Source organism: Stappia sp. BW2 (assembly GCF_008107695.1).
In the GTDB taxonomy this organism is placed as follows: domain Bacteria; phylum Pseudomonadota; class Alphaproteobacteria; order Rhizobiales; family Stappiaceae; genus Roseibium.
The window spans coordinates 278,254-296,473 of record NZ_VIRG01000056.1; the positions used below are offsets into that span (position 1 = coordinate 278,254).

The 18,220-nt window shown below is 59.4% G+C and carries 19 protein-coding genes; 10 read left to right on the forward strand and 9 right to left on the reverse strand.

The window, feature by feature from the left end; translation table 11 throughout:
* Window positions 1–675: 675 nt before the first annotated feature.
* A complete protein-coding gene (msrQ, locus tag FMN63_RS08035; RefSeq protein ID WP_209001007.1) occupies window positions 676–1,542 on the forward strand; it encodes a protein-methionine-sulfoxide reductase heme-binding subunit MsrQ in 867 nt (288 codons plus the stop codon).
* 240 nt (window positions 1,543–1,782) lie between these two features.
* On the opposite strand, the gene FMN63_RS08040 is transcribed toward msrQ, so the two are convergent.
* Both FMN63_RS08040 and FMN63_RS08045 read right to left on the reverse strand, forming a co-directional pair.
* Window positions 1,783–2,289, reverse strand: coding sequence for a Crp/Fnr family transcriptional regulator (locus FMN63_RS08040; RefSeq protein WP_148583426.1), 507 nt, complete (start codon window positions 2,287–2,289; stop codon window positions 1,783–1,785).
* 25 nt (window positions 2,290–2,314) lie between these two features.
* Window positions 2,315–2,998 (reverse strand): response regulator transcription factor, encoded by a 684-nt coding sequence (locus FMN63_RS08045; RefSeq protein ID WP_148583427.1) that lies wholly within the window; start codon window positions 2,996–2,998, stop codon window positions 2,315–2,317.
* Window positions 2,999–3,190: 192 nt separating this feature from the next.
* Between FMN63_RS08045 and FMN63_RS08050 the strand changes: the two genes are divergently transcribed.
* Complete coding sequence (locus tag FMN63_RS08050; RefSeq protein ID WP_148583428.1) at window positions 3,191–3,730, forward strand: L,D-transpeptidase family protein; 540 nt, start codon at window positions 3,191–3,193, stop codon at window positions 3,728–3,730.
* Between the two features lie 19 nt (window positions 3,731–3,749).
* Here the strand turns inward: FMN63_RS08050 and FMN63_RS08055 are convergent, their stop codons facing one another.
* Window positions 3,750–4,235, reverse strand: a complete 486-nt coding sequence (locus tag FMN63_RS08055) for a hypothetical protein (protein WP_148583429.1) — start codon at window positions 4,233–4,235, stop codon at window positions 3,750–3,752.
* A gap of 222 nt (window positions 4,236–4,457) precedes the next feature.
* Between FMN63_RS08055 and ypfJ the strand changes: the two genes are divergently transcribed.
* The 5 genes from ypfJ to FMN63_RS08080 all read left to right on the forward strand — a co-directional run bounded on the left by ypfJ (window position 4,458) and on the right by FMN63_RS08080 (window position 10,957).
* Window positions 4,458–5,351 carry a KPN_02809 family neutral zinc metallopeptidase gene (gene ypfJ / locus FMN63_RS08060; protein WP_148583430.1) on the forward strand — a complete coding sequence of 298 codons (894 nt, stop codon included), beginning with the start codon at window positions 4,458–4,460 and terminating at the stop codon, window positions 5,349–5,351.
* 189 nt (window positions 5,352–5,540) lie between these two features.
* Entirely contained in the window at window positions 5,541–6,452 is a 912-nt protein-coding gene (gene dapF / locus FMN63_RS08065) for a diaminopimelate epimerase (RefSeq protein ID WP_148583431.1), read from the forward strand.
* Window positions 6,449–7,717, forward strand: coding sequence for a tRNA (N(6)-L-threonylcarbamoyladenosine(37)-C(2))-methylthiotransferase MtaB (gene mtaB, locus FMN63_RS08070; RefSeq protein WP_148583432.1), 1,269 nt, complete (start codon window positions 6,449–6,451; stop codon window positions 7,715–7,717). Before dapF ends, mtaB begins: the two co-directional genes overlap by 4 nt.
* A 252-nt stretch (window positions 7,718–7,969) precedes the next feature.
* Window positions 7,970–9,355: a signal recognition particle-docking protein FtsY gene (gene ftsY / locus FMN63_RS08075; RefSeq protein ID WP_148583433.1), complete on the forward strand. Its 1,386-nt coding sequence runs from the start codon at window positions 7,970–7,972 to the stop codon at window positions 9,353–9,355.
* Window positions 9,356–9,517: 162 nt separating this feature from the next.
* Window positions 9,518–10,957 (forward strand): mechanosensitive ion channel family protein, encoded by a 1,440-nt coding sequence (locus FMN63_RS08080; protein ID WP_148583434.1) that lies wholly within the window; start codon window positions 9,518–9,520, stop codon window positions 10,955–10,957.
* 51 nt (window positions 10,958–11,008) lie between these two features.
* On the opposite strand, the gene FMN63_RS08085 is transcribed toward FMN63_RS08080, so the two are convergent.
* The 3 genes from FMN63_RS08085 to FMN63_RS08095 all read right to left on the reverse strand — a co-directional run bounded on the left by FMN63_RS08085 (window position 11,009) and on the right by FMN63_RS08095 (window position 12,882).
* Window positions 11,009–11,797, reverse strand: coding sequence for a DUF1206 domain-containing protein (locus FMN63_RS08085; protein ID WP_148583435.1), 789 nt, complete (start codon window positions 11,795–11,797; stop codon window positions 11,009–11,011).
* Window positions 11,798–11,941: 144 nt separating this feature from the next.
* The gene (locus FMN63_RS29375) at window positions 11,942–12,079 is read right to left on the reverse strand and encodes a hypothetical protein (RefSeq protein ID WP_153297095.1); all 138 of its coding nucleotides are present in this window, start codon (window positions 12,077–12,079) and stop codon (window positions 11,942–11,944) included.
* A gap of 374 nt (window positions 12,080–12,453) precedes the next feature.
* Window positions 12,454–12,882, reverse strand: coding sequence for a pyridoxamine 5'-phosphate oxidase family protein (locus FMN63_RS08095; protein WP_162530002.1), 429 nt, complete (start codon window positions 12,880–12,882; stop codon window positions 12,454–12,456).
* A gap of 211 nt (window positions 12,883–13,093) precedes the next feature.
* Between FMN63_RS08095 and FMN63_RS08100 the strand changes: the two genes are divergently transcribed.
* Complete coding sequence (locus FMN63_RS08100) at window positions 13,094–13,630, forward strand: TetR/AcrR family transcriptional regulator (RefSeq protein WP_148583437.1); 537 nt, start codon at window positions 13,094–13,096, stop codon at window positions 13,628–13,630.
* A gap of 138 nt (window positions 13,631–13,768) precedes the next feature.
* Here FMN63_RS08100 and FMN63_RS08105 read toward each other — a convergent pair whose 3' ends face one another.
* From FMN63_RS08105 to gloB, 3 genes are all read right to left on the reverse strand, one after another.
* Window positions 13,769–14,212: a cupin domain-containing protein gene (locus FMN63_RS08105; RefSeq protein ID WP_148583438.1), complete on the reverse strand. Its 444-nt coding sequence runs from the start codon at window positions 14,210–14,212 to the stop codon at window positions 13,769–13,771.
* A 47-nt stretch (window positions 14,213–14,259) separates the two neighbouring features.
* Window positions 14,260–14,475 (reverse strand): hypothetical protein, encoded by a 216-nt coding sequence (locus tag FMN63_RS08110; protein ID WP_148583439.1) that lies wholly within the window; start codon window positions 14,473–14,475, stop codon window positions 14,260–14,262.
* Between the two features lie 122 nt (window positions 14,476–14,597).
* Complete coding sequence (gene gloB / locus FMN63_RS08115; protein ID WP_148583440.1) at window positions 14,598–15,380, reverse strand: hydroxyacylglutathione hydrolase; 783 nt, start codon at window positions 15,378–15,380, stop codon at window positions 14,598–14,600.
* A 138-nt stretch (window positions 15,381–15,518) separates the two neighbouring features.
* On the opposite strand from gloB, the gene FMN63_RS08120 reads away from it, so the two are divergent.
* Window positions 15,519–16,295 carry a class I SAM-dependent methyltransferase gene (locus tag FMN63_RS08120; RefSeq protein WP_148583441.1) on the forward strand — a complete coding sequence of 259 codons (777 nt, stop codon included), beginning with the start codon at window positions 15,519–15,521 and terminating at the stop codon, window positions 16,293–16,295.
* A 347-nt stretch (window positions 16,296–16,642) separates the two neighbouring features.
* On the forward strand, window positions 16,643–18,124 hold the full coding sequence (locus FMN63_RS08125) for an EF-hand domain-containing protein (RefSeq protein WP_148583442.1): 1,482 nt from the start codon (window positions 16,643–16,645) through the stop codon (window positions 18,122–18,124).
* The last annotated feature ends 96 nt before the right edge of the window (window positions 18,125–18,220 follow it).

The following is an 18,220-nucleotide window of genomic DNA, read 5'->3' on the forward strand; positions in this document are numbered from 1 at the left end:
TTGATCGCGGCAATCGCGCCAAGCCGCCCCGCCCCGAAGCCTATGAACCTTGTCATCCCCGCGAAGGCGGGGATCCAGTATTCATTGAGTTCGTAGGGTTTTCTACGTCTGGCCCCACGGGGTACTGGATCCCGGTCTTGCCGCTGACGCGACAAACCGGGATGACAACCACACGTGTTTGAGTGGTTCCAACTCGGATTTATTGTCTGGGTTGGTGCATGCGGGGCCGTCGAAATCCGAATCGGCAGATCCGCTGCGTGGGGCTTGCTGGTGCGCAGTTCTTCGTCATGTTGGATCTCCCTCACATGGGGGCGACCCACCGGGGTTTGATCACGGCAAACGCATCAGGCCGTCGTTCCCTGAAGCCTCTCACCCTTGTCATCCCTGCGAAGGCAGGGATCCAGTATTCACTGAGTTCGCAAGGTTTTCCAATCCTGGCCTCACGGCGTACTGGATCCCGGTCTTGCCGCTGACGCGACAAACCGGGATGACAACCAGGCGGGTTTGGGTGGTTCCAACTTGGATTTCCTGTTTGCGTTGGATGCATGCGGGTTGGGTCAATAGGAGCTTGCCGAGGAAGCGGGGTGGACAACTGCTTCTCGTCTTCTTCACGCAAGCTTGAAAAGCTTTTCGCTGCTTTTGATCGCTTCGTGCGATACTGCGGAGCGCATGAATATGACGACACTGGCCTCCTACGCTCCCTGGACCGACCGGCGCGGCAACCTGTCCGTTTTGCGATTGGCTGTTTTCATCGCCGCGTTGCTTCCGGCATTGCAGGTCTTTTACAGCCTTGCGTTTGGCCCGGTGTTGCCGGAGCCATTCGAGATGGAGCTTCACGCCAGCGGTGACTGGGCGATCCGGTTCCTGCTTGTGACCCTTGCCATCACGCCGCTCAGGCGGATTTTTTCGTGGAACCGGATTGTCGGCGTGCGCCGCATGCTGGGCATAACAGTGCTTGCCTACGCCCTGTTGCATCTGGGCCTTTATGCGGCGCAGGAAAACTGGAACCTCGCCAAGGTCGTTTCCGAGATTTTCCTGCGCTTTTATCTGACCATAGGCTTTGTCGCGTTATGCGGACTTGCGGTTCTGGGTGCGACGTCCTTCGATGCGGCCATCCGCAAACTCGGTCGGAACTGGCAGCGGCTGCACCTGGTGATCTATCCGATCGGCGGCCTCATGCTGTTCCATTTCTTCCTGCAGTCCAAATCCGACGTCACGGAGGCGACCCTGATGGCGGGCCTCTTCGTGCTGCTGATGGTCTACAGGCTGGCAGTCAAGGTTGGCTTCCGTCTCGCCAACCCGTTGGTTCTGGCGATGTGCGCATGTGTGGCGACGGCTGGTACGGCCGGGATCGAATATGCCTGGTACGCTCTTGCCACGGGCATTCCGGCGGACCGGGTGTTTCAGGCAAATTTCGCCGTTACCGTTGCGATCCGTCCGGCGGTCTGGGTGGGGATCATCGGGCTCGGGGTTGCTGCTGCGGCAATTGTTCGATGGGTTGGCGGATTGCTTGGCCCGAAGCTTCGGTTGAACCGGGCGTAAACCTATCGCCAGACCTGTTGATCAAGTGTAACGAAGCGTTCTTCTGCCTTCGTCCTCCCATGACTTGACCATGGGGTCCACGCCGATCGCCTTGACCTTCTGACGAGCTTGGCAGTGAGGCCTGGTCGCGGCAATGGCGGGGGAAGAATAGGTTTTCGGAGAAACTCGAAGATCCGCCGACAATCAGGCGCTGTCTTGGCTTGTTTGAAGTGCGGGAGGTTTTGCGCTCAGGCTTTCGCCTTACGACTGTTTCTCGTCGTCGCGCACGCGGCGCTCGGCGTTGATCTGTTCCAGCTCGGCCATCTTCTCGCCAATAGGCTTCAGGGCCGTGACAGTTTCGCGGAACTGCTGGGCGCGCTGGTCGAGCATGCGTTGGGCGAGTTCCGGAAATTCCAGGATCATGCGTTTGAACAACGCGCGGCGAATGCGGATGATGCTTACGCCGTCGACGGCTTCCGCCCGGCAGGGGCGCTTGTTTTCAGCAAGAAGAGCGGTCTCGCCCAGAAGCGTACCCTCACCGACACGCTCGATTTCCTCGTAGCCGTCCTTGGTGCGCATCTGCAGACTAACCGTGCCGCTGGTGATTACCAAACCACCATCGGCGCGGTCACCCTGATCGAACAGGCGCTGGCCGCGGTTGTAATCCATGCTTTCGGCGCTGAAGGCGAGCAAACGAAGCTGATCGTCCTGAAAATCCGAAAGCGTCGGGATTTGTTTGAGAATCGCAATGTCTTGGGCAAGGCTCATGCCCAAGAAATACGCCGATTACCGGTTAGGGCACAAGCTTATATCCACCGGCTTCTGTGACAAGAAGCTCCGCATTGGACGGGTCTCGCTCGATTTTCTGCCTGAGGCGGTAAATGTGGGTTTCCAGCGTGTGGGTGGTCACCCCGGAATTGTAGCCCCAGACCTCATGCAGCAGAACATCGCGGGTCACGGGCTTTTCGCCGGCGCGGTAGAGGAACTTGAGGATGGAGGTTTCCTTTTCCGTCAGCCGGACCTTGGAGCCGTTGTCGTCCTGCATCACCTTGGCCGCGGGCCGGAAGGAATAGCGGCCAATGGCGAAGGTGGCGTCTTCGCTCTGTTCATGCTGGCGCAGGTGCGCCCGCACACGGGCCAGAAGCACGGCGAACTTGAAGGGTTTGGTGACGTAGTCGTTGGCACCGGCTTCAAGCCCCAGGATCGTGTCGCTGTCACCGTCATGGCCGGTCAGCATGATGATCGGCGCCTTGAACCCGCTCTTGCGGAGCAGTTTGACCGCCTCCCGACCGTCTATGTCGGGCAGGCCAACGTCCATCAGCAGCAGGTCGACGTGTTCTTCCTTGGCCATGGCAATTCCGGACGTGGCCGAATCCGCCTGGATCGTCTCGAATTCATCGTAAAGCGAAAGCTGTTCCACCAGCGCTTCACGCAGTTCATTATCGTCATCGACAATCAATATCGTGCGAGCGGTCATCGTCGCGTTCCTCGCCAAAATCCAAAAACTTTTCACGACGACTTGTGCAAAGGACACAAGCGCGTTCCTGCTCCTATGTGCGTGGGAAATTGTTCGCGCACAAGCGGCGTCGCGTCAATTCTTCTTCACGCGGGGTTTAGGGGTGGTTTATCAAGGAGACCGGCGGAGCGGCCAGGAAGAACAGGCACAAGCATGAAAACCTTGAAAAAATCGGCGAGAAAGCTGGAAGTTTACGCATCGCCACTGAATCGAAGGCGAGGCGTTCTCCGTCTCGGGGGGATCACGGTTCCGTGTGCGCTTGGCCGGTCCGGTATCGTCACGCGCAAGCGCGAAGGCGACGGCCGCACGCCTGTGGGCCGTTTTGCCTTGCTGCACGTCTATTATCGTCCGGACCGGGGGCTGCCACCGGCAACGCTGCTGCCGGCCGAACCGTTGTCGCCGACGTCCGGCTGGTGCGACGATCCTGCCCATCATCGGTACAACAGGCCGGTGCAACTGCCTTTTCCGGCCAGCCACGAGAAGATGTGGCGCGACGACAGGCTCTACGACATCGTCGTCGTGCTGGACTGCAACCTGGCCCCTGCAGTGAAGGGAAAAGGCAGCGCGATCTTCTTTCACATCGCTCGGGAAGGCTATTCGCCGACGGAAGGCTGCGTAGCGGTCTCGCCGGAACACATGCGCCTGATCCTTCAGAACGTCGGCCCAGGCGCGGAGATGGTCATCCACGCCTGAGCCGAGTTTCAGAAGCGGTTTACGGAGTGGCGGACACCTGCGGCCGGTAGATGATGAAGCTGCCGCTGACCGTGACCGAGGTCCTGACGCCGGCAGCGTCGGTCGTGGTTGCCGTGCGAACGCCGAAACTGTTGCGCTTGACGGTCTGGTCGTCCGTGACATTGCTTTCCAGAAAGGTCGCCCTGTTGCCGTCGACGCTTTCCAGGATTGCCGTGTGCCGTGGTTCACCGCGAGACATGGTCTGCTCCTCCCAACTGCCGTCGGGGTGGGTTACGCGGACGGTGACTTCGAAACGTCTGAACTGAAAGACGTCACCCGGCCGGGCATCGGTCAGATTGTCGACCACCCGCCCCCAGGCATAGGTGGAGGCCGGTTTGTCGAAGCCGAGGTGCGTGAAGCCATTGTTGACCAGGGTCCAGCACTGGCCGTCGCCTTCAACACGGCCAAGTCTCTCGGTGGCGAAATTGATCAGGCGTTGTGCCTGTTGAGCGTTTACATCGGGCATCATCGTTATCCTTTATAACTGCCCCGTGGACGCAATCTTAGGCCTGCATGACCATGAGCTCTGTAACCGGCATCACGATTCCGCTGGTAAAAGGGGCAACCGAATGCGCCCTGCCGCGTTTTTCAAAAAGTGTCTCACAGGCAGGGGCCGTGGCCAACCGCATAGGTTTCCGCTGTCTTGTCTGCTATGACCGAAGCTCGGGTTCACGGGGATGATCAGGACATGCGCTGGAAAGGCCGCCGCGGCAGCAGCAACGTTGAAGACAGGCGTTCGATGGGCGGGAGGCGGCGCATGCGCGTCGGTGGCCGCCGGATGAGAGCAGGTGGTGGCCTCGGTTTGACGGGCCTTTTGATCGTGGTTGGCATTGCCTGGCTGACCGGCATCAATCCGCTGGCATTGCTCGGCCAGCTGGACGGTGGCGGTGGATACGACACCCAGTCCTACCAAACCCAGGCACCCCGCAGTGCCGCCGACGAGGAAACCGCGCAATTTGTGTCCGTTGTTCTTGCGGACACTGAAAACACCTGGGGCCAGATCTTTGAAAATGGCGGCGCGTCTTATCCCGAACCGACGCTGGTTCTGTTTTCCGGGTCTGTGTCTTCGGCTTGCGGTTATGCCAGTGCGGCCACAGGTCCGTTCTACTGCGGCGCCGACGGCAAGCTGTATATCGACCTGTCCTTCTATCAGGAGCTGGCGAACCAGCTCAACGCACCCGGCGATTTCGCGCAGGCCTATGTGCTGGCGCATGAGGTCGGCCACCACATCCAGAACGTGCTCGGTGTACTCCCGGAGTTCCACAAGTCCCGGCGCACGCTCAGCAAGGCGGAGGGCAACGCCCTGTCCGTGCGTGTCGAATTGCAGGCCGATTGTTATGCCGGTATCTGGGCGCATTACGCTGCCAGGCAGAAAGGCTTTGTCGAAGAAGGCGACATCGACGAGGCTCTCAATGCGGCGAGCCGGATCGGTGATGACACCTTGCAGCGTCAGGCGCAGGGCTACGTCGTGCCGGAAAGCTTCAACCATGGCACCTCGGCGCAGCGCGCCCGCTGGTTCAGGAAGGGCTTTCAGTCCGGCGACCTCAATGCTTGTGACACGTTCAATGCGGTGAGCCTGTAGAGGGCACCAACACATCGCGTCATGCCCTGCAATGACGAACGAGTGGATTGCCGGACTGGCCGCCGTTTACGCATACCTGCGATGACGGCCTGTCCCACTGGTAATTTGCCGTGTTTTCCGCCATATAAGGGCAAATGTCCGCAAGATGGCGGACGCTTTTCCTTGAAGTTTTGTAGAAGTGCGACCGGTATGGCGTCTGAAACCAGACCCTTTTTGAAGATGAACGGCCTTGGCAATGATTTCGTGGTCTGGGACGCGCGGGAAAAACCGCTGCGTCTGACCCCCGAAGCCATTGCTACCTTGGGCGACCGGGAGACGGGCATCGGTTTCGACCAGATGATCACTGTCGAACGGTCCAATCTGGGTGTCGATGCCTTCATGCGTATTCATAACCGCGACGGCAGTGAGGTGTCGGCCTGTGGCAACGCCACGCGCTGTATCGGCCGTTTGCTGATGGAAGAAGCCGGCAAGGATCTCGTCACGATCGAGACCGGCGCCGGGCTTCTGCATGCGTTCGATGCCGAAGGTCCGCGCAGCGTGACTGTCGACATGGGGCTGCCGCGGCTTGCCTGGAACGAAATTCCGCTGGCGGAAGAGTTTGCCGACACCCGCGCGATCGAACTTCAGATCGGGCCGATCGACGATCCGATCCTGCACACGCCGGCCGTCGTCAACATGGGCAATCCGCACGCGATCTTCTGGGTCGACGATGTGGAAGCCTATGAGCTTGAGCGGGTCGGCCCCTTGCTGGAACACCATCCGATCTTTCCGGAATACGCCAATATTTCGCTGGCGCATGTGTTCGACACCGATCAGATCCGGGTGAAGGTCTGGGAACGCGGCGTCGGCCTGACGCTGGCCTGCGGCACTGCTGCCTGTGCGGTTGGCGTTGCCGCTGCGCGTGATGGCCGGACAAGCCGCAAGACCACCATCCATCTGCCGGGCGGCCCCATCGGGATCGAATGGCGCGAGAGCGACAACCACGTGCTGATGAGCGGTCTGACGGAAGTGGAATTTGAAGGCGAGGTCGATCTCGATACGCTGGACTGGCGCAAGACCGCCACGGGCGACGCCCCGGTGGAGGCTGGAGCCGCATCATGAGCATTGATGTCGTCACCTTTGGCTGCCGGCTCAATGCGTATGAGTCGGAGGTCATGAAGCGCGAGGCGGAGGCTGCGGGCCTTGAGGATGCCATTCTCATCAACACCTGCGCCGTCACCGGTGAGGCCGTTCGCCAGGCCCGCCAGGCCGTGCGCAAGGCCAAGCGCGACAATCCGAAAGCAAGAGTGATTGTCACCGGCTGCGCCGCACAGACGGAGAGCGAGACCTTCTCCGCCATGGACGAGGTGGATCTGGTGCTCGGCAACACGGAAAAACTGGAGCGCAAGTCCTACCAGGACGTTGCCGCTTTCGGCGTTTCCGAAACCGAGAAAGTGCGCGTCAACGACATCATGAGCGTCGAGGAAACCGCTGGTCACCTGATTGACGGACTGACGGGCCGCGCCCGAGCGTTCGTGCAGGTCCAGAACGGCTGCGATCACCGCTGCACCTTCTGCATCATCCCCTATGGCCGGGGCAATTCCCGCTCAGTCCCGATGGGCGTGGTCATCGACCAGATCAAGCGCCTTGTCGACAACGGCTATAACGAGATTGTGCTGACCGGGGTGGACATCACCTCCTATGGCGCGGATCTGCCGGGAACGCCGAAGCTGGGCACGCTGTCGGCCAAGATCCTGAAAATGGTTCCGGAGCTGAAGCGCCTGCGGCTGTCTTCCATCGATTCCATCGAGGCGGACGACGACCTGATGCGGGTGATTGCGGAAGATGTGCGGTTGATGCCGCATCTGCATCTGTCCCTGCAGGCGGGCGACGACATGATCCTGAAGCGGATGAAGCGTCGCCATTTACGTGCGGACACGATCCGCTTCTGCGAAGACGTTCGCCGCCTGCGTCCTGACATGGTTTTCGGGGCTGACATCATTGCCGGTTTCCCGACAGAAACCGAGGACATGTTTCAGAATTCGCTGCGGATCGTCGACGAATGCGATCTCACGCATCTGCACGTCTTCCCGTTCTCGCCGCGCAAGGGCACACCGGCAGCGCGCATGCCGCAGCTGCCGCGTGACGTCGTGAAGGCGCGCGGCGCGCGCCTCAGGGCCAAGGGTGAGGAAGCGCTGGTCCGGCATCTTCAGGCCGAGGTCGGCAAGACCCGCCCGGTGCTGATCGAGAAGGAAGGTCTTGGCCGCACGGAACAGTTCACGCAGGTCGAACTTGGCGGCGGCGCTGCCGGTGAGATCGTCGAAACGAGAATTATCGGCCATACCGGCCGCCATCTTCTGGGCGAAGCCCTTTCCAAGGCTGCCTGAGGGGCGGTTCACGGATCGGTTGATGACAGGCTCTTCTGCGAAATGTGTTGGATTGGATTGAAGCTGGACAAACAGCCTCATCCTGAGGAGGCGCGAAGCGCTGTCTCGAAGGATGGGCCGCTTGCTCCGGGGGTGTAGCCCATCCTTCGAGACGGTCCGGTAGGACCTCCTCAGGATGAGGCGGAATGTGTGGCCACTTTTGTTACGACAGTTTAAGAACGCAGTGTTGGGCAGATTTTTTAAGGCAGGTTCATGAGCGAGAAAAAGCGCGGCTTTCTGGGGCGTCTCTTCGGTGGCAAAAGCAAACCGGAAGACGAGGCTGTTCCGGCCGCTGAAGATGCGGCACAGGACGCACCATCCGCAGAACCGCAGGACGAGGACCCTGCGCTTGACGTGGAGATGGAGGTTCGTCCCGTTGCCGCGCTGAACGAGCCGTTCAAGCCGTTTACGATGGATGCTTCACCGGGGATCGCTCCCGAGCTGTCGCCGATGACACCGGCGTTGCAGCCGGAAGACATTGTGTCCACCGATATCGGTTCCGATGTCGAGCCTCTGGAGACCGAAACGCCTGAACCGCCTGCGGAAGAACCTGAAGCCTCTCAGCCGGAAGCACCCGCGCCCGAAACGCCTGCACCAGAAGCACATACGCCTGAAACGGCAAGTGTGCCGGATCCGGTCATTACGCCCACGCCCGTGGAAGAGCCTGCTGCCGAAGAACCGAAGCTGTCCTGGTTTCAGCGGCTGAAGGCTGGTCTGTCCCGGTCTTCCGCATCGCTGACCGAAGGCATCAGCTCGATCTTCACCAAGCGCAAGCTGGATGCCTCCATGCTGGAGGAGCTGGAGGATATCCTGATCCAGGCAGACCTTGGCGTCGACACGGCGATGGCGATTACCGAGCGGCTGTCCGACGGGCGCTACAACAAGGAAATCTCGCCGGAGGAAGTGCGGGAGATCCTGGCTGAGGAAGTCGAGAAAGTTCTGGCTCCCGTTGCCACGCCGCTGGATCTCGATACCGGCAAGAAACCGCATGTGGTTCTGATGGTCGGGGTCAACGGCACCGGCAAGACCACCACCATCGGCAAGCTGTCGCAGAAGCTGCGCTCCGAAGGCAAGACCGTCATGCTTGCCGCTGGCGATACCTTCCGCGCCGCTGCGGTGGAGCAGTTGAAGATCTGGGGCGAGCGCACCGGCGCTGAAGTGATTTCCCGCGATACCGGGGCCGATGCGGCCGGGCTTGCCTATGACGCGATGAAGGAAGCGAAGGCCAAGGACGTCGATGTGCTTCTGGTCGATACGGCCGGGCGACTGCAGAACAAGGCGGAGCTGATGGATGAGCTGGAAAAGGTCATCCGTGTGATCAAGAAGCACGATCCGGAGGCGCCGCACACGGTTCTGCTGACGCTGGATGCGACGACCGGACAGAACGCGCTCAACCAGGTCGAGATCTTCGGCAAGGTTGCCGGCGTGAACGGTCTAGTGATGACGAAGCTGGATGGCACGGCGCGCGGTGGTATCCTGGTCGCGATTTCCGCCAAATATGCTTTGCCGGTGCATTTCATCGGTGTCGGCGAAGGGGTTGCCGATCTTGAGCCCTTCTCGGCCAAGGAATTTGCCAGCGCGATCGCGGGGATGGCTTAACCGGCCATCAGGTCCGCCACGGGAACCGTAGGAGACCTGACCGGGGCTGGCGATGGATCCCAGCTGCATGATTGTGTATTTACTGACCCATGGTCAGGGAACCTCAACACCTCGGGTGCGTTGTGTTAGCGTCGAAGTCCATCGCGCGCGGACACCCTTGTAATGACGGCAACCGAGCGCAAGCGCGGAAAGGCCGTCATGATTTCCAGACTGTTGCAATCCTTCCTTCTCGTCCTTGTGCTGTCCCTGTCAGCCGCACAGCCTGTTCTGTCACAAACGGAAAACAAGTCCGGCGCAATCACCGCCGTGCCCGGCGCCGGTGAAGATCAGGCGATAGAGCACCGTATCAACGACATTTTTGATGAACTCGACGGGCTTGCCGGAATTTCCGTTTCGGTGAAATCGGGTGTGGTCAATCTGAACGGTACGGTGACCGAGGCCGTTCTTGCCACGAAAGCGGAAGAGCTTGCCAGCCGCGTCGACGGCGTTGTTGCGGTCCAGAACAATCTCACCGAAGAAACCGCACTGGAGGAACGCCTGGTTCCGGTTTACGAACGGTTGCACGCGCGTCTGTTGCAGGGCGTGAATTATCTGCCGCTTGCCATGGTTGCCTTGCTTGTCTGGATGCTGGCCAGTGCCGCCGGTGTGCTGATCGCGCGGCTTGAATGGCCCTGGAACAGGCTAACACCAAATGCCTTCATCGCGGATCTTGTCAGGCAGCTGATCAGGATCCTGTTCTTCACGATCGGCATCGTGCTGGCGCTTGATGTGCTTGGCGCAACCGCGGTCATCGGCACCTTGCTCGGTGCGGCGGGTATCGTGGGCCTGGCGGTTGGTTTTGCCGTCCGGGACACGGTCGAAAACTACATCGCCAGTATCATGCTCAGCATCCGGCAGCCGTTCAATCCGAAGGATTTCGTCAGGATTGAAGGCTATGAGGGCTATGTCATCAGTCTCACGTCGCGCGCCACGATCCTGATGGAAAAGGATGGCAACCATATTCGCATCCCCAACGCGATCGTCTTCAAGAGCACGCTTATCAATTACTCCACAAATCCGCGGCGCCGCTTCGTGTTCGAACTGGGTGTGGACGCGGAAAGCAATCTGGACAAGGCGCTGGATGTCGGGCTGAACACGCTTCGCCGTCAGGGGTTTATTCTTGGAGAGCCCTCTCCTGATGCCTGGATAGAGGCACTGGGAGACTCCAACGTCGTTCTGAGCTTCGTCGGCTGGATCGACCAGACGCGCACCGATTTCCAGAAGGCCCGGTCGGAGGCGATGCGCCTCGTCAAGCTTGCGCTTGAAGCAAATGGCTTCTCCCTGCCCGAACCCATCTATCGGCTGCGCTTCGACGATGCGCCCGCTCTGGAAAACCTCCTGGCAGACAGGGAGCAGCCGGATCGGGACCTAAGACAAATCGCCAGCAAGGAGACAGTCTTCCCCGAAACGGTGGAAGAGGTGCCGAACGATACGGAAGCCGACAGGGACCTCGAAAAGCAGGTTGACCAGGAGCGTATAGCCACCCAGTCGGAAGATCTTCTCGATGAGCATGCGCCGAAGGAATTCGGTGCGAAGTCCGCCAAGCCTTCCAAGCGTTCGTGAAAGTTGTCAGAGGCTGAGCGACGATCCGGCGGTGTTTTGCAAAGGTGCAGGTCAGGAAAGGCTGACCCGGCGCCACCGGGATTCCACGAGGGAGTAGATCGCGAAAATCATGAGGCCGACGGCCAATACGAACAGCATGATCCGCCCGTAAGGCAAATCCTGAATGTATCTGAGTGCGTCCAGCGTGCTCGGCAGGCCGCCTTCGGAAGACGCGGCACCCTCGATGCCAAGCCAGACCATAGCCGAAAGCAGGGCAAACACGACACCGCGTGCGCCAAGCCCAAGCACCGACACGACATGCACGAGCCGCATGGGGGCCTCGTTTTCATCGAAATGCTTGCAGTATTTGCCTGAACAGGCTTTCCACCAATGCGCCGCCGCGATCCCCAGAAAGACCAGCGACAGACCGGCCACGAACAGGCGCTGGCCAAGTCCTTGCGAAATGGTGTTCAGCAGGTTGGGGAGAAGCTTGCCGCCGCCCGAGCCCGTTAATCCAAGCAGGCCGATGGCGTAGAGTGCGAGCGCGCTATAGGTGGCAGCGCTGGCCAGAAGGGCGAGACGTACGACGATCCCTTGCGCAGTCCAGCCATGGTTGTCGGCGTCCAGAACAGACTGGACCAGCCGCCAGACGACAAAGCCGAACAGGCCTGCCACGAGTACGGCTACAAGAACCGATCCGAATGGTTGGGATAACAGGGTAACAAGTGCGCCTTTGGTGCCTTTGCTGCTGCCTGCGCCGACGGAGGCGAGAATGGCAAAGACCGAAATGATGCCGTAGACGACACCGCGCGAAAGATATCCGGCGCGCGCGGCAGCTTGTAACCAGTTCGAGTGTCTCATGACCCTGGTCTTTCCGCCATGCCGGCATTTTGACGATCAGATGTGAGCTGGGTGCCGCTGTTGGCTGGTTTAAAGGGCGGGCTGGCCGGGAAGCCTCGGCCACGATGGCCGATAGGCTGGTGCGGCTAGCGTTCTGACGATGGCTCAGGCCAGTCCGAGAAAGGACAGGATGGCGACGATGACGACGATAAGTCCGACCAGATAAATGATGTTATGCATGATGTAATCCTTCCAAAAAACGGAAAAGGGCCGGACGCAGGTGAACGGGGGGCGGCCGTTCATGGGCGGGGGCATGCGTCCGGCCCAAACAGTTGGAGGTCATCTGCCGGGGGCGCGGCAGTTTTAACTGGAGTAGGTCAGATCAGACCAATAAAGGACAGTATCGCGCCAACTACGACGACGAGACCGACCAGATAGATGATACCGTTCATGCCTCTCTCCTTTCGTTGGAAAGAGAACTCGCCAAGCCTCTATTGGTTCCGCAAAATCGTGCAGGGGTGTGAAAATTAGTTTCCCGGTTCCCAATCTTCCGGTGCCAGGACGAAGCCCTGGAACTGAAATCCGGGCGCGTCAGTGCAATCGACAAGGGTCCACTCACCGAGCGACCGGCCCTGCTGTCAGCCGTCACCGGGAACAATGCCCCGAGGACGCAAAAGTCACGCAGATGCGCGTGACACCCAGACCTCTGGCGGCGCCGTCATCGACCCGATCTCAATGCGGTCAGGAATGATTTTGACGACGGCATAGTTCGGATCATCCACACCGGAAATATAGGCACGCAGGCCGTCGAACCAGAAGTCCTTCCGGTCTTGCTCCTCGGTTGAAATCTCGGCATGGCCTTCGACCTGCAACCATTTTTCAGCTTTGAAATCCTGGGCGCCCAGTGTTGCGTGAACCGTTGGGTTGGCTCGAATATGGGCGATCTTTCGTGACGTGAGATACGTGCTGAACCAGACCGACAAGTCTGGCAGCATCCTGCCTGCCACGAACCGGACCCAGGGGGCGCCTTTTGGGGTCACCGTCGCGACCGAGACGAGTTGCAGACCGGGCGCAAGGTTCAGAATCTCCTGTTCGATTTCAGGCAATTTAGGCTTCCTTTCGATTGTTTTCCCGGATTGGCGAAGGTTTTTCAAAACACCCGCCGCTCCGGGTCTTGGGTTGAACACTGAAGGTTTCGCAGGCCGGGAAAGGGGTCGGCAGAGCCAGCGAACCAAAGGTTAGATACATATGTGTATTTAACTTTCACACAGCTTCCCGATCTTGTAAATACATAAGTGTATTAAACTGGAGAATCGCATGAGCCGGCCCGCAAAGGTGACTGTTGAGGAATGGGTTGAAATCGGTCTGGATGCGCTTCGCCATCAAGGGTTTGAAGCGCTCAAGGCGGACAGCCTTTCAAAGGCACGCGGCGTGACTCGCGGGAGCTTCTACAACTACTTCAAGGCGGTCACCGATTATCATGCCGCCGTCATTCTTCGCTGGAAGCAGCTTGCCGCACAAAATGTGATTGTCGAGATCGACAAGTTGCCCTCGAAACGGGCGGCATTGCACGAACTGTTGCGCCTAGCCTTCGGCAGCAGCGAGCGCCTGGAGCGGCAGATGCGCATCTGGGCGGAAAACGACCCGCTGCCGCGACGCGCGGTTGCCGAAGTGGACGAAATGCGCATTGCCTATCTGAAGCAGCTTCTTCTGGACAACGGCGTTCCCTCTCGTAGCGCCGGTACGCGGGCAAACCTTATCTACGACTGTTACCTTGGGTGCTCCATGCGGCGCAGCCTGACGGAGGAAGAACTGGAGGAACTGGTGCAAGAGCTCATGCGCTTGTGCTCGTAGATCATTGTGCCGTCACGAGGGCGCACACGAGACGCTCTGCCACTTTCAGACCGACACGCTGTTGAGCCTTCAGCTGATTCCAGTTGGGCGCGGCCGTTCTGCTTTAGGCGGCATCCGTCCCAAAGGGGCAAGGCAGGATCAAGTCCCCGGCTCCCACCCCTCCGGCGCCATCTCGAACCCCTCGAAGCGGAACCCCGGTGCCACGGTACAGCCGACAAGGGTCCAGGCACCGAGCGAGCGGGCCTGCTGCCAGCCGTCGCGGGGGATGATGCCCTGCGGCCGTTCGCCGGCCAGAAGATCGTTCCCGAGGGTCAGGACTTCCTTCGTCTTGCCGTCCGTGCTCAAGGAGAGCTCCAGCGGGCTGCCGGCATACCAGTGCCAGGTTTCGACCGCGTCAACCTTGTGCCAGCGCGACAACACACCTTCGGGAAGCAGGAAATAGATCAGGGTAGAGGCCGCCCGCCCGTCATCATCGGTCACGCTGTCACGGAAGGTTTCGGCATAAAAGCCGCCTTCGGGATGCGGTTGCATGTCGAGAAGATCGACGATCTTTTCGGCGGTCAGACTGGTGGATGGCGTCATGAAAGGTCCCGGACAGCTCAACAGGAGGATACGCCGGGAAGAATCTCTCAGGAGGATTTCGACCCGGTGCAGAAGGCCAGATCATCAATGGTTTCGCGCAGGGCCGCAACCACTTCCTCATAAAGCAGTTGCATGTCCAGCCTGTGCCCGCCGCCCAGGTGACCCGGTATCGGTTCGGCCTGACCGACAATTCGGCTGACCACATCCCGTGCCCGCAGCTCCGCGGAGCGTGTCAGATGGTCTTCGGAACTCGCAGGTGTCATGGTGAGTGCCCCTTCATGATCACGATAGTGTGCATATGGGGGCAACCAACCCAGGATATAAGCCTTCCGGCCAGGAAAAACCGGAAGCTGCAAGAATTATGCAGAAAATGCCATTGGCTTGATCAGGCGTTGTCCTTGCGCGTGCGGATTTCGGTGAAGACTTCGACGGCACTTTTTCCGTCCATATCGAGAGCCTTTGCAACAGAAGCTTCGCCCGCGCGCAAAAACGGATTTGTCGCCTTCTCTTTCGCCATGGTCGTCGGCAATGTCGCAGCGCCTTCCTGGCGAAGGGTTTCAACCTCTTCAGCCCGGGCTTTCAGATCAGCGTTTTCCGGGTCGATGGTCAGGGCAAAGCGTGCATTGGCCAGAGTGTACTCATGGCCGCAATAGATGGCGGTGTCGTCGGGAAGCTGGCGCATCAGCTTGGAAAGCGACGACCACATCATCTCCTTGTCACCCTCGAACACCCGGCCGCATCCGAGCGCAAACAACGTATCGCCGGTATGCGCCACCTTGATCGAGGGGATGTACCAGGAAATCTGGTCCAGGGTGTGGCCCGGGGTCGAGATCGCCTTGATCTCGTATGGCCCGCAGCGGACATCGTCACCGTCTTCCACGGTGCGGTCCAGTTCGGCAATCTTCTGGCGTGAGCGCTCGGGTCCGATCACGGTCGCACCGGTCTGCTGCTTGAGCGTGCCGAGACCCTGAACATGATCCCAATGGTGATGGGTGATCAGAATATGCGTCAGCGACCACCCTGTCTGCTCCAGCGCCTTTTCATAAGCGTTGGCGTCCGGCACGTCGACGGCAATGGTCGTGCCGCTGTCCGTGTCATGGATCAGCACGCCGAAATTATCGTCGAGACAGGTGAACTGATGAATTTCGGTGGTGTCGCTCAAGGCCATGAAACGGCTCCCTGCTGAGATCTGTTGGTTGGAGTGCAGACTGTCAAAGACAGGGACGAAGGGCAAGGCAAGAGATCTTGCGCTTACACACCGTTCCATGTTCAATCGCCGCGACCCTTCTTGACCGAGTCAGGCTGAATGTATCTCGACGTCGTTCATTTGCGCGCCTTTTACGATTTGCCGCTCGGCAGGCTGCTGCGCAGCCTGATCGGGGGGCCAATTCGCAAGATGTGGCCGGACCTCACCGGCAAGGCACTGCTCGGCATCGGCTATGCCGGCCCGTTCATGCGGCCGTATCTCGACACGGTTGACCGAGCCATCGCGGCCATGCCGGCCCCACAGGGCGCCGTTCACTGGCCGCGCGAGCGGGACAGTTCGTGCACCTTGGTGGAAGATCAGGATCTGCCGTTTCCGGATGCCTATTTCGACCGGGTGATGCTGGTGCATGCTCTCGATCACTGTTCGGATCCGGCAGCGGTGCTCCGGGAAGCCTGGCGGGTGCTGGTTCCGGGCGGGCGACTGATCGCCGTCGTGCCGAACCGGCGCGGCCTGTGGGCGCAGTCCGAGCTTTCTCCCTTCGGCTATGGCCGGCCTTATTCGGGCAGCCAGCTGAAGGACCTTCTGAAGAGCTGCCAGTTCAATGTGACCGAGGACAAGGAAGCCCTCTTCATGCCGCCCTCGCGCGCTCGCACCATCCTGCGCGCAGCCCGTACCTGGGAGGGCATTGGCCGGCGCATCTGGCCCGCTTTCGGCGGTGTGCTGATCGTGGAAGCGGAAAAGGTCGTCTTCCAGAGCCTGCCTGTAGACGGCAAGAAAAGCCGTTTCCGGGTGCTGCGGCCGGTGTTCATACCGGAAGGCGTCGCCACCGGATTGAAACCTGTCAGGTCCGTACATCGGCAGGTGAAGGCAGACTAGGGCTGGTGGTTTGGCGGGGAAGACCCTTGCCTGTTTCTTTTATTCCTCAACTCCATTCAACCTCGATCGCCACAAGAGAGAGGTGGGTGTTCGATTTGCCGGACACAATTGGTGGAACTCCGTGTAAGACGACAACGATAAGGTTGTAGGATATATTTTTTCCCGTAATTGTTTGCAAATTTGTAACGCGTTCCTGCTTTAGGGTCGTTTGAGACTTGGAAAGTTCCATTGGGGTCTGAGGCACACATTTCCGACATGCGTCCGGATACTCGTCCGGAACGCCCCATGATCATATTTGCAGTCGAAACCTGCGCGGTTCCACCGACCCATTTTTGAAGGATTTAATCATGTTCCGTAGCTTGGTCGCCATTTCCACCCTTTTGATCGCCACATCTGCGGCGCTGCCGCAAACGCGCAATGATCCTGAAAATTATCTTCGCACGATGGCGAGCAAGAACACCGAAAGGACGAAGGAACAATTCATCTCTCGCCTGTTCCTGATGTCACCGACAGGCGAGCTGACACGGGAGATGGCTGAGACCATCGACCTTCGGAACGACGCTGAAATGCGCATGAGGATTACTGCCCCAATCCTGAAGAACGACTTGGACGGAGACGGCAACGTGTCACGCGAGGAAATTAATCGTGTCCGTATGGTCCTCTCGGGAAACGAGCGATCGCAGTTTGAGACAGCAGTGTTAAAGACCGACACCGACGGCGACGGCAAGCTGTCCGCCGCCGAAATAGCTGCGACACGTAAGGAAGCTATCGATAGTACGCACAGGCGAAATAGGCGGGGAGATTTCCTGGGGACTGCATTCATGGTGTTTGATGCCGATGGCAATGGTGTGGTTGTTGTTGACGAAATCATTGAGACGATTGACCGCCTCGCTGCGGAGCCACCTTCTCCTCTCCGTCCGGCGCAACTTAGCGAAGCAGAAAGCTGCAAGCTGCCGAAGCCTTCGCCGGAGGCCAGAGCCGTGTTTGTAGCTGGCCGCGGAGGACGTGCGCTCTCCTCTGTTACGGTAGCCGGACTTGATCAGGTGACCACGTTTGCGACGCTCGATATCGAAGAAGGCAAGGAACCACTTTATATCGTCGCCAACATCTCTGGTCCGATGGTTTTGCGCGTGACGGGTGCGACGGGGCGTGTCGAGCGATTTGTCGGTGGTGGCAACAAGCAGGGCTTGGGTGTCATCGGACTGCCGGCAGAGGTTGTTGATCTTACTTCTATGTCCGAATGCAAATTTCCAGTCGCCTATCAGGCAGATACTTCTGACTGGATCAAAGCGCGGGCATTGTTGGTCAGTGCTCTGGGCAAGGAAGTCCGGATGACGGGCCGTAACAAGCTCGACCAGTTGAAACTCCCGTCTGGCCACCGTGACAAGACGGAGGAGACACAGGGTATCAATAGCGGTCCCATCGTCCACAGCGGTAACAGGAGCTACCGCCTGACGAACAAGGGTCTTGTGGAACTAAAGCGCGAAGAAAACCCCATCGGCCTGGAGGCAGAAATGCGCCGTTTTTATCCTGACGGCGTAGTGGAGGTGTCGGCGGAAGATATCGTGGCCACCGGAAAAGCCGAAGCCTATGATGTGTTGCCAAACCAGGCCGGCCTGATCCAGTTGGTGAAGAGCGGTGCCCTGAGCGTACTCAGAGACGGTGCCATTTCGATCGATAAGCCGATTCCCCGTTTTCCGGCTGGTCTGAACGGAGCGCATTCGGTGAAATTTGTTCTGCGGCGGGATGTGCCTATGCCCGCAGGTAGTCCCGGCCATTCGATGGTTCTGCTGGAAGAGACGGGGCAATGCCTAGGTGCTCGTTGCTGATCGAGCACCGCAAGCCAACGTAGGCCTATCGACACTAGGGCGCACTCAATGAAACCTAGTCCCCCTCCCCCTTGTGGGGAGGGGTTAGGGGTGGGG

What these genes read in the sequence shown, in the direction of transcription:
- FMN63_RS08050 (WP_148583428.1), top strand. Translation starts at nt 3,191, where the DNA reads ATGAAAACCTTGAAAAAATCGGCGAGAAAGCTGGAAGTTTACGCATCG.
- FMN63_RS08100 (WP_148583437.1), top strand. Translation starts at nt 13,094, where the DNA reads ATGAGCCGGCCCGCAAAGGTGACTGTTGAGGAATGGGTTGAAATCGGT.
- FMN63_RS08110 (WP_148583439.1), bottom strand. Translation starts at nt 14,475, where the DNA reads ATGACACCTGCGAGTTCCGAAGACCATCTGACACGCTCCGCGGAGCTG.
- FMN63_RS08040 (WP_148583426.1), bottom strand. Translation starts at nt 2,289, where the DNA reads ATGAGCCTTGCCCAAGACATTGCGATTCTCAAACAAATCCCGACGCTT.
- dapF (WP_148583431.1), top strand. Translation starts at nt 5,541, where the DNA reads ATGGCGTCTGAAACCAGACCCTTTTTGAAGATGAACGGCCTTGGCAAT.
- FMN63_RS08085 (WP_148583435.1), bottom strand. Translation starts at nt 11,797, where the DNA reads ATGAGACACTCGAACTGGTTACAAGCTGCCGCGCGCGCCGGATATCTT.
- FMN63_RS08045 (WP_148583427.1), bottom strand. Translation starts at nt 2,998, where the DNA reads ATGACCGCTCGCACGATATTGATTGTCGATGACGATAATGAACTGCGT.
- FMN63_RS08105 (WP_148583438.1), bottom strand. Translation starts at nt 14,212, where the DNA reads ATGACGCCATCCACCAGTCTGACCGCCGAAAAGATCGTCGATCTTCTC.
- msrQ (WP_209001007.1), top strand. Translation starts at nt 676, where the DNA reads ATGACGACACTGGCCTCCTACGCTCCCTGGACCGACCGGCGCGGCAAC.
- FMN63_RS08125 (WP_148583442.1), top strand. Translation starts at nt 16,643, where the DNA reads ATGTTCCGTAGCTTGGTCGCCATTTCCACCCTTTTGATCGCCACATCT.
- ypfJ (WP_148583430.1), top strand. Translation starts at nt 4,458, where the DNA reads ATGCGCTGGAAAGGCCGCCGCGGCAGCAGCAACGTTGAAGACAGGCGT.
- gloB (WP_148583440.1), bottom strand. Translation starts at nt 15,380, where the DNA reads ATGGCCTTGAGCGACACCACCGAAATTCATCAGTTCACCTGTCTCGAC.
- mtaB (WP_148583432.1), top strand. Translation starts at nt 6,449, where the DNA reads ATGAGCATTGATGTCGTCACCTTTGGCTGCCGGCTCAATGCGTATGAG.
- FMN63_RS08120 (WP_148583441.1), top strand. Translation starts at nt 15,519, where the DNA reads ATGTATCTCGACGTCGTTCATTTGCGCGCCTTTTACGATTTGCCGCTC.
- ftsY (WP_148583433.1), top strand. Translation starts at nt 7,970, where the DNA reads ATGAGCGAGAAAAAGCGCGGCTTTCTGGGGCGTCTCTTCGGTGGCAAA.
- FMN63_RS08055 (WP_148583429.1), bottom strand. Translation starts at nt 4,235, where the DNA reads ATGCCCGATGTAAACGCTCAACAGGCACAACGCCTGATCAATTTCGCC.
- FMN63_RS29375 (WP_153297095.1), bottom strand. Translation starts at nt 12,079, where the DNA reads ATGAACGGCCGCCCCCCGTTCACCTGCGTCCGGCCCTTTTCCGTTTTT.
- FMN63_RS08080 (WP_148583434.1), top strand. Translation starts at nt 9,518, where the DNA reads ATGACGGCAACCGAGCGCAAGCGCGGAAAGGCCGTCATGATTTCCAGA.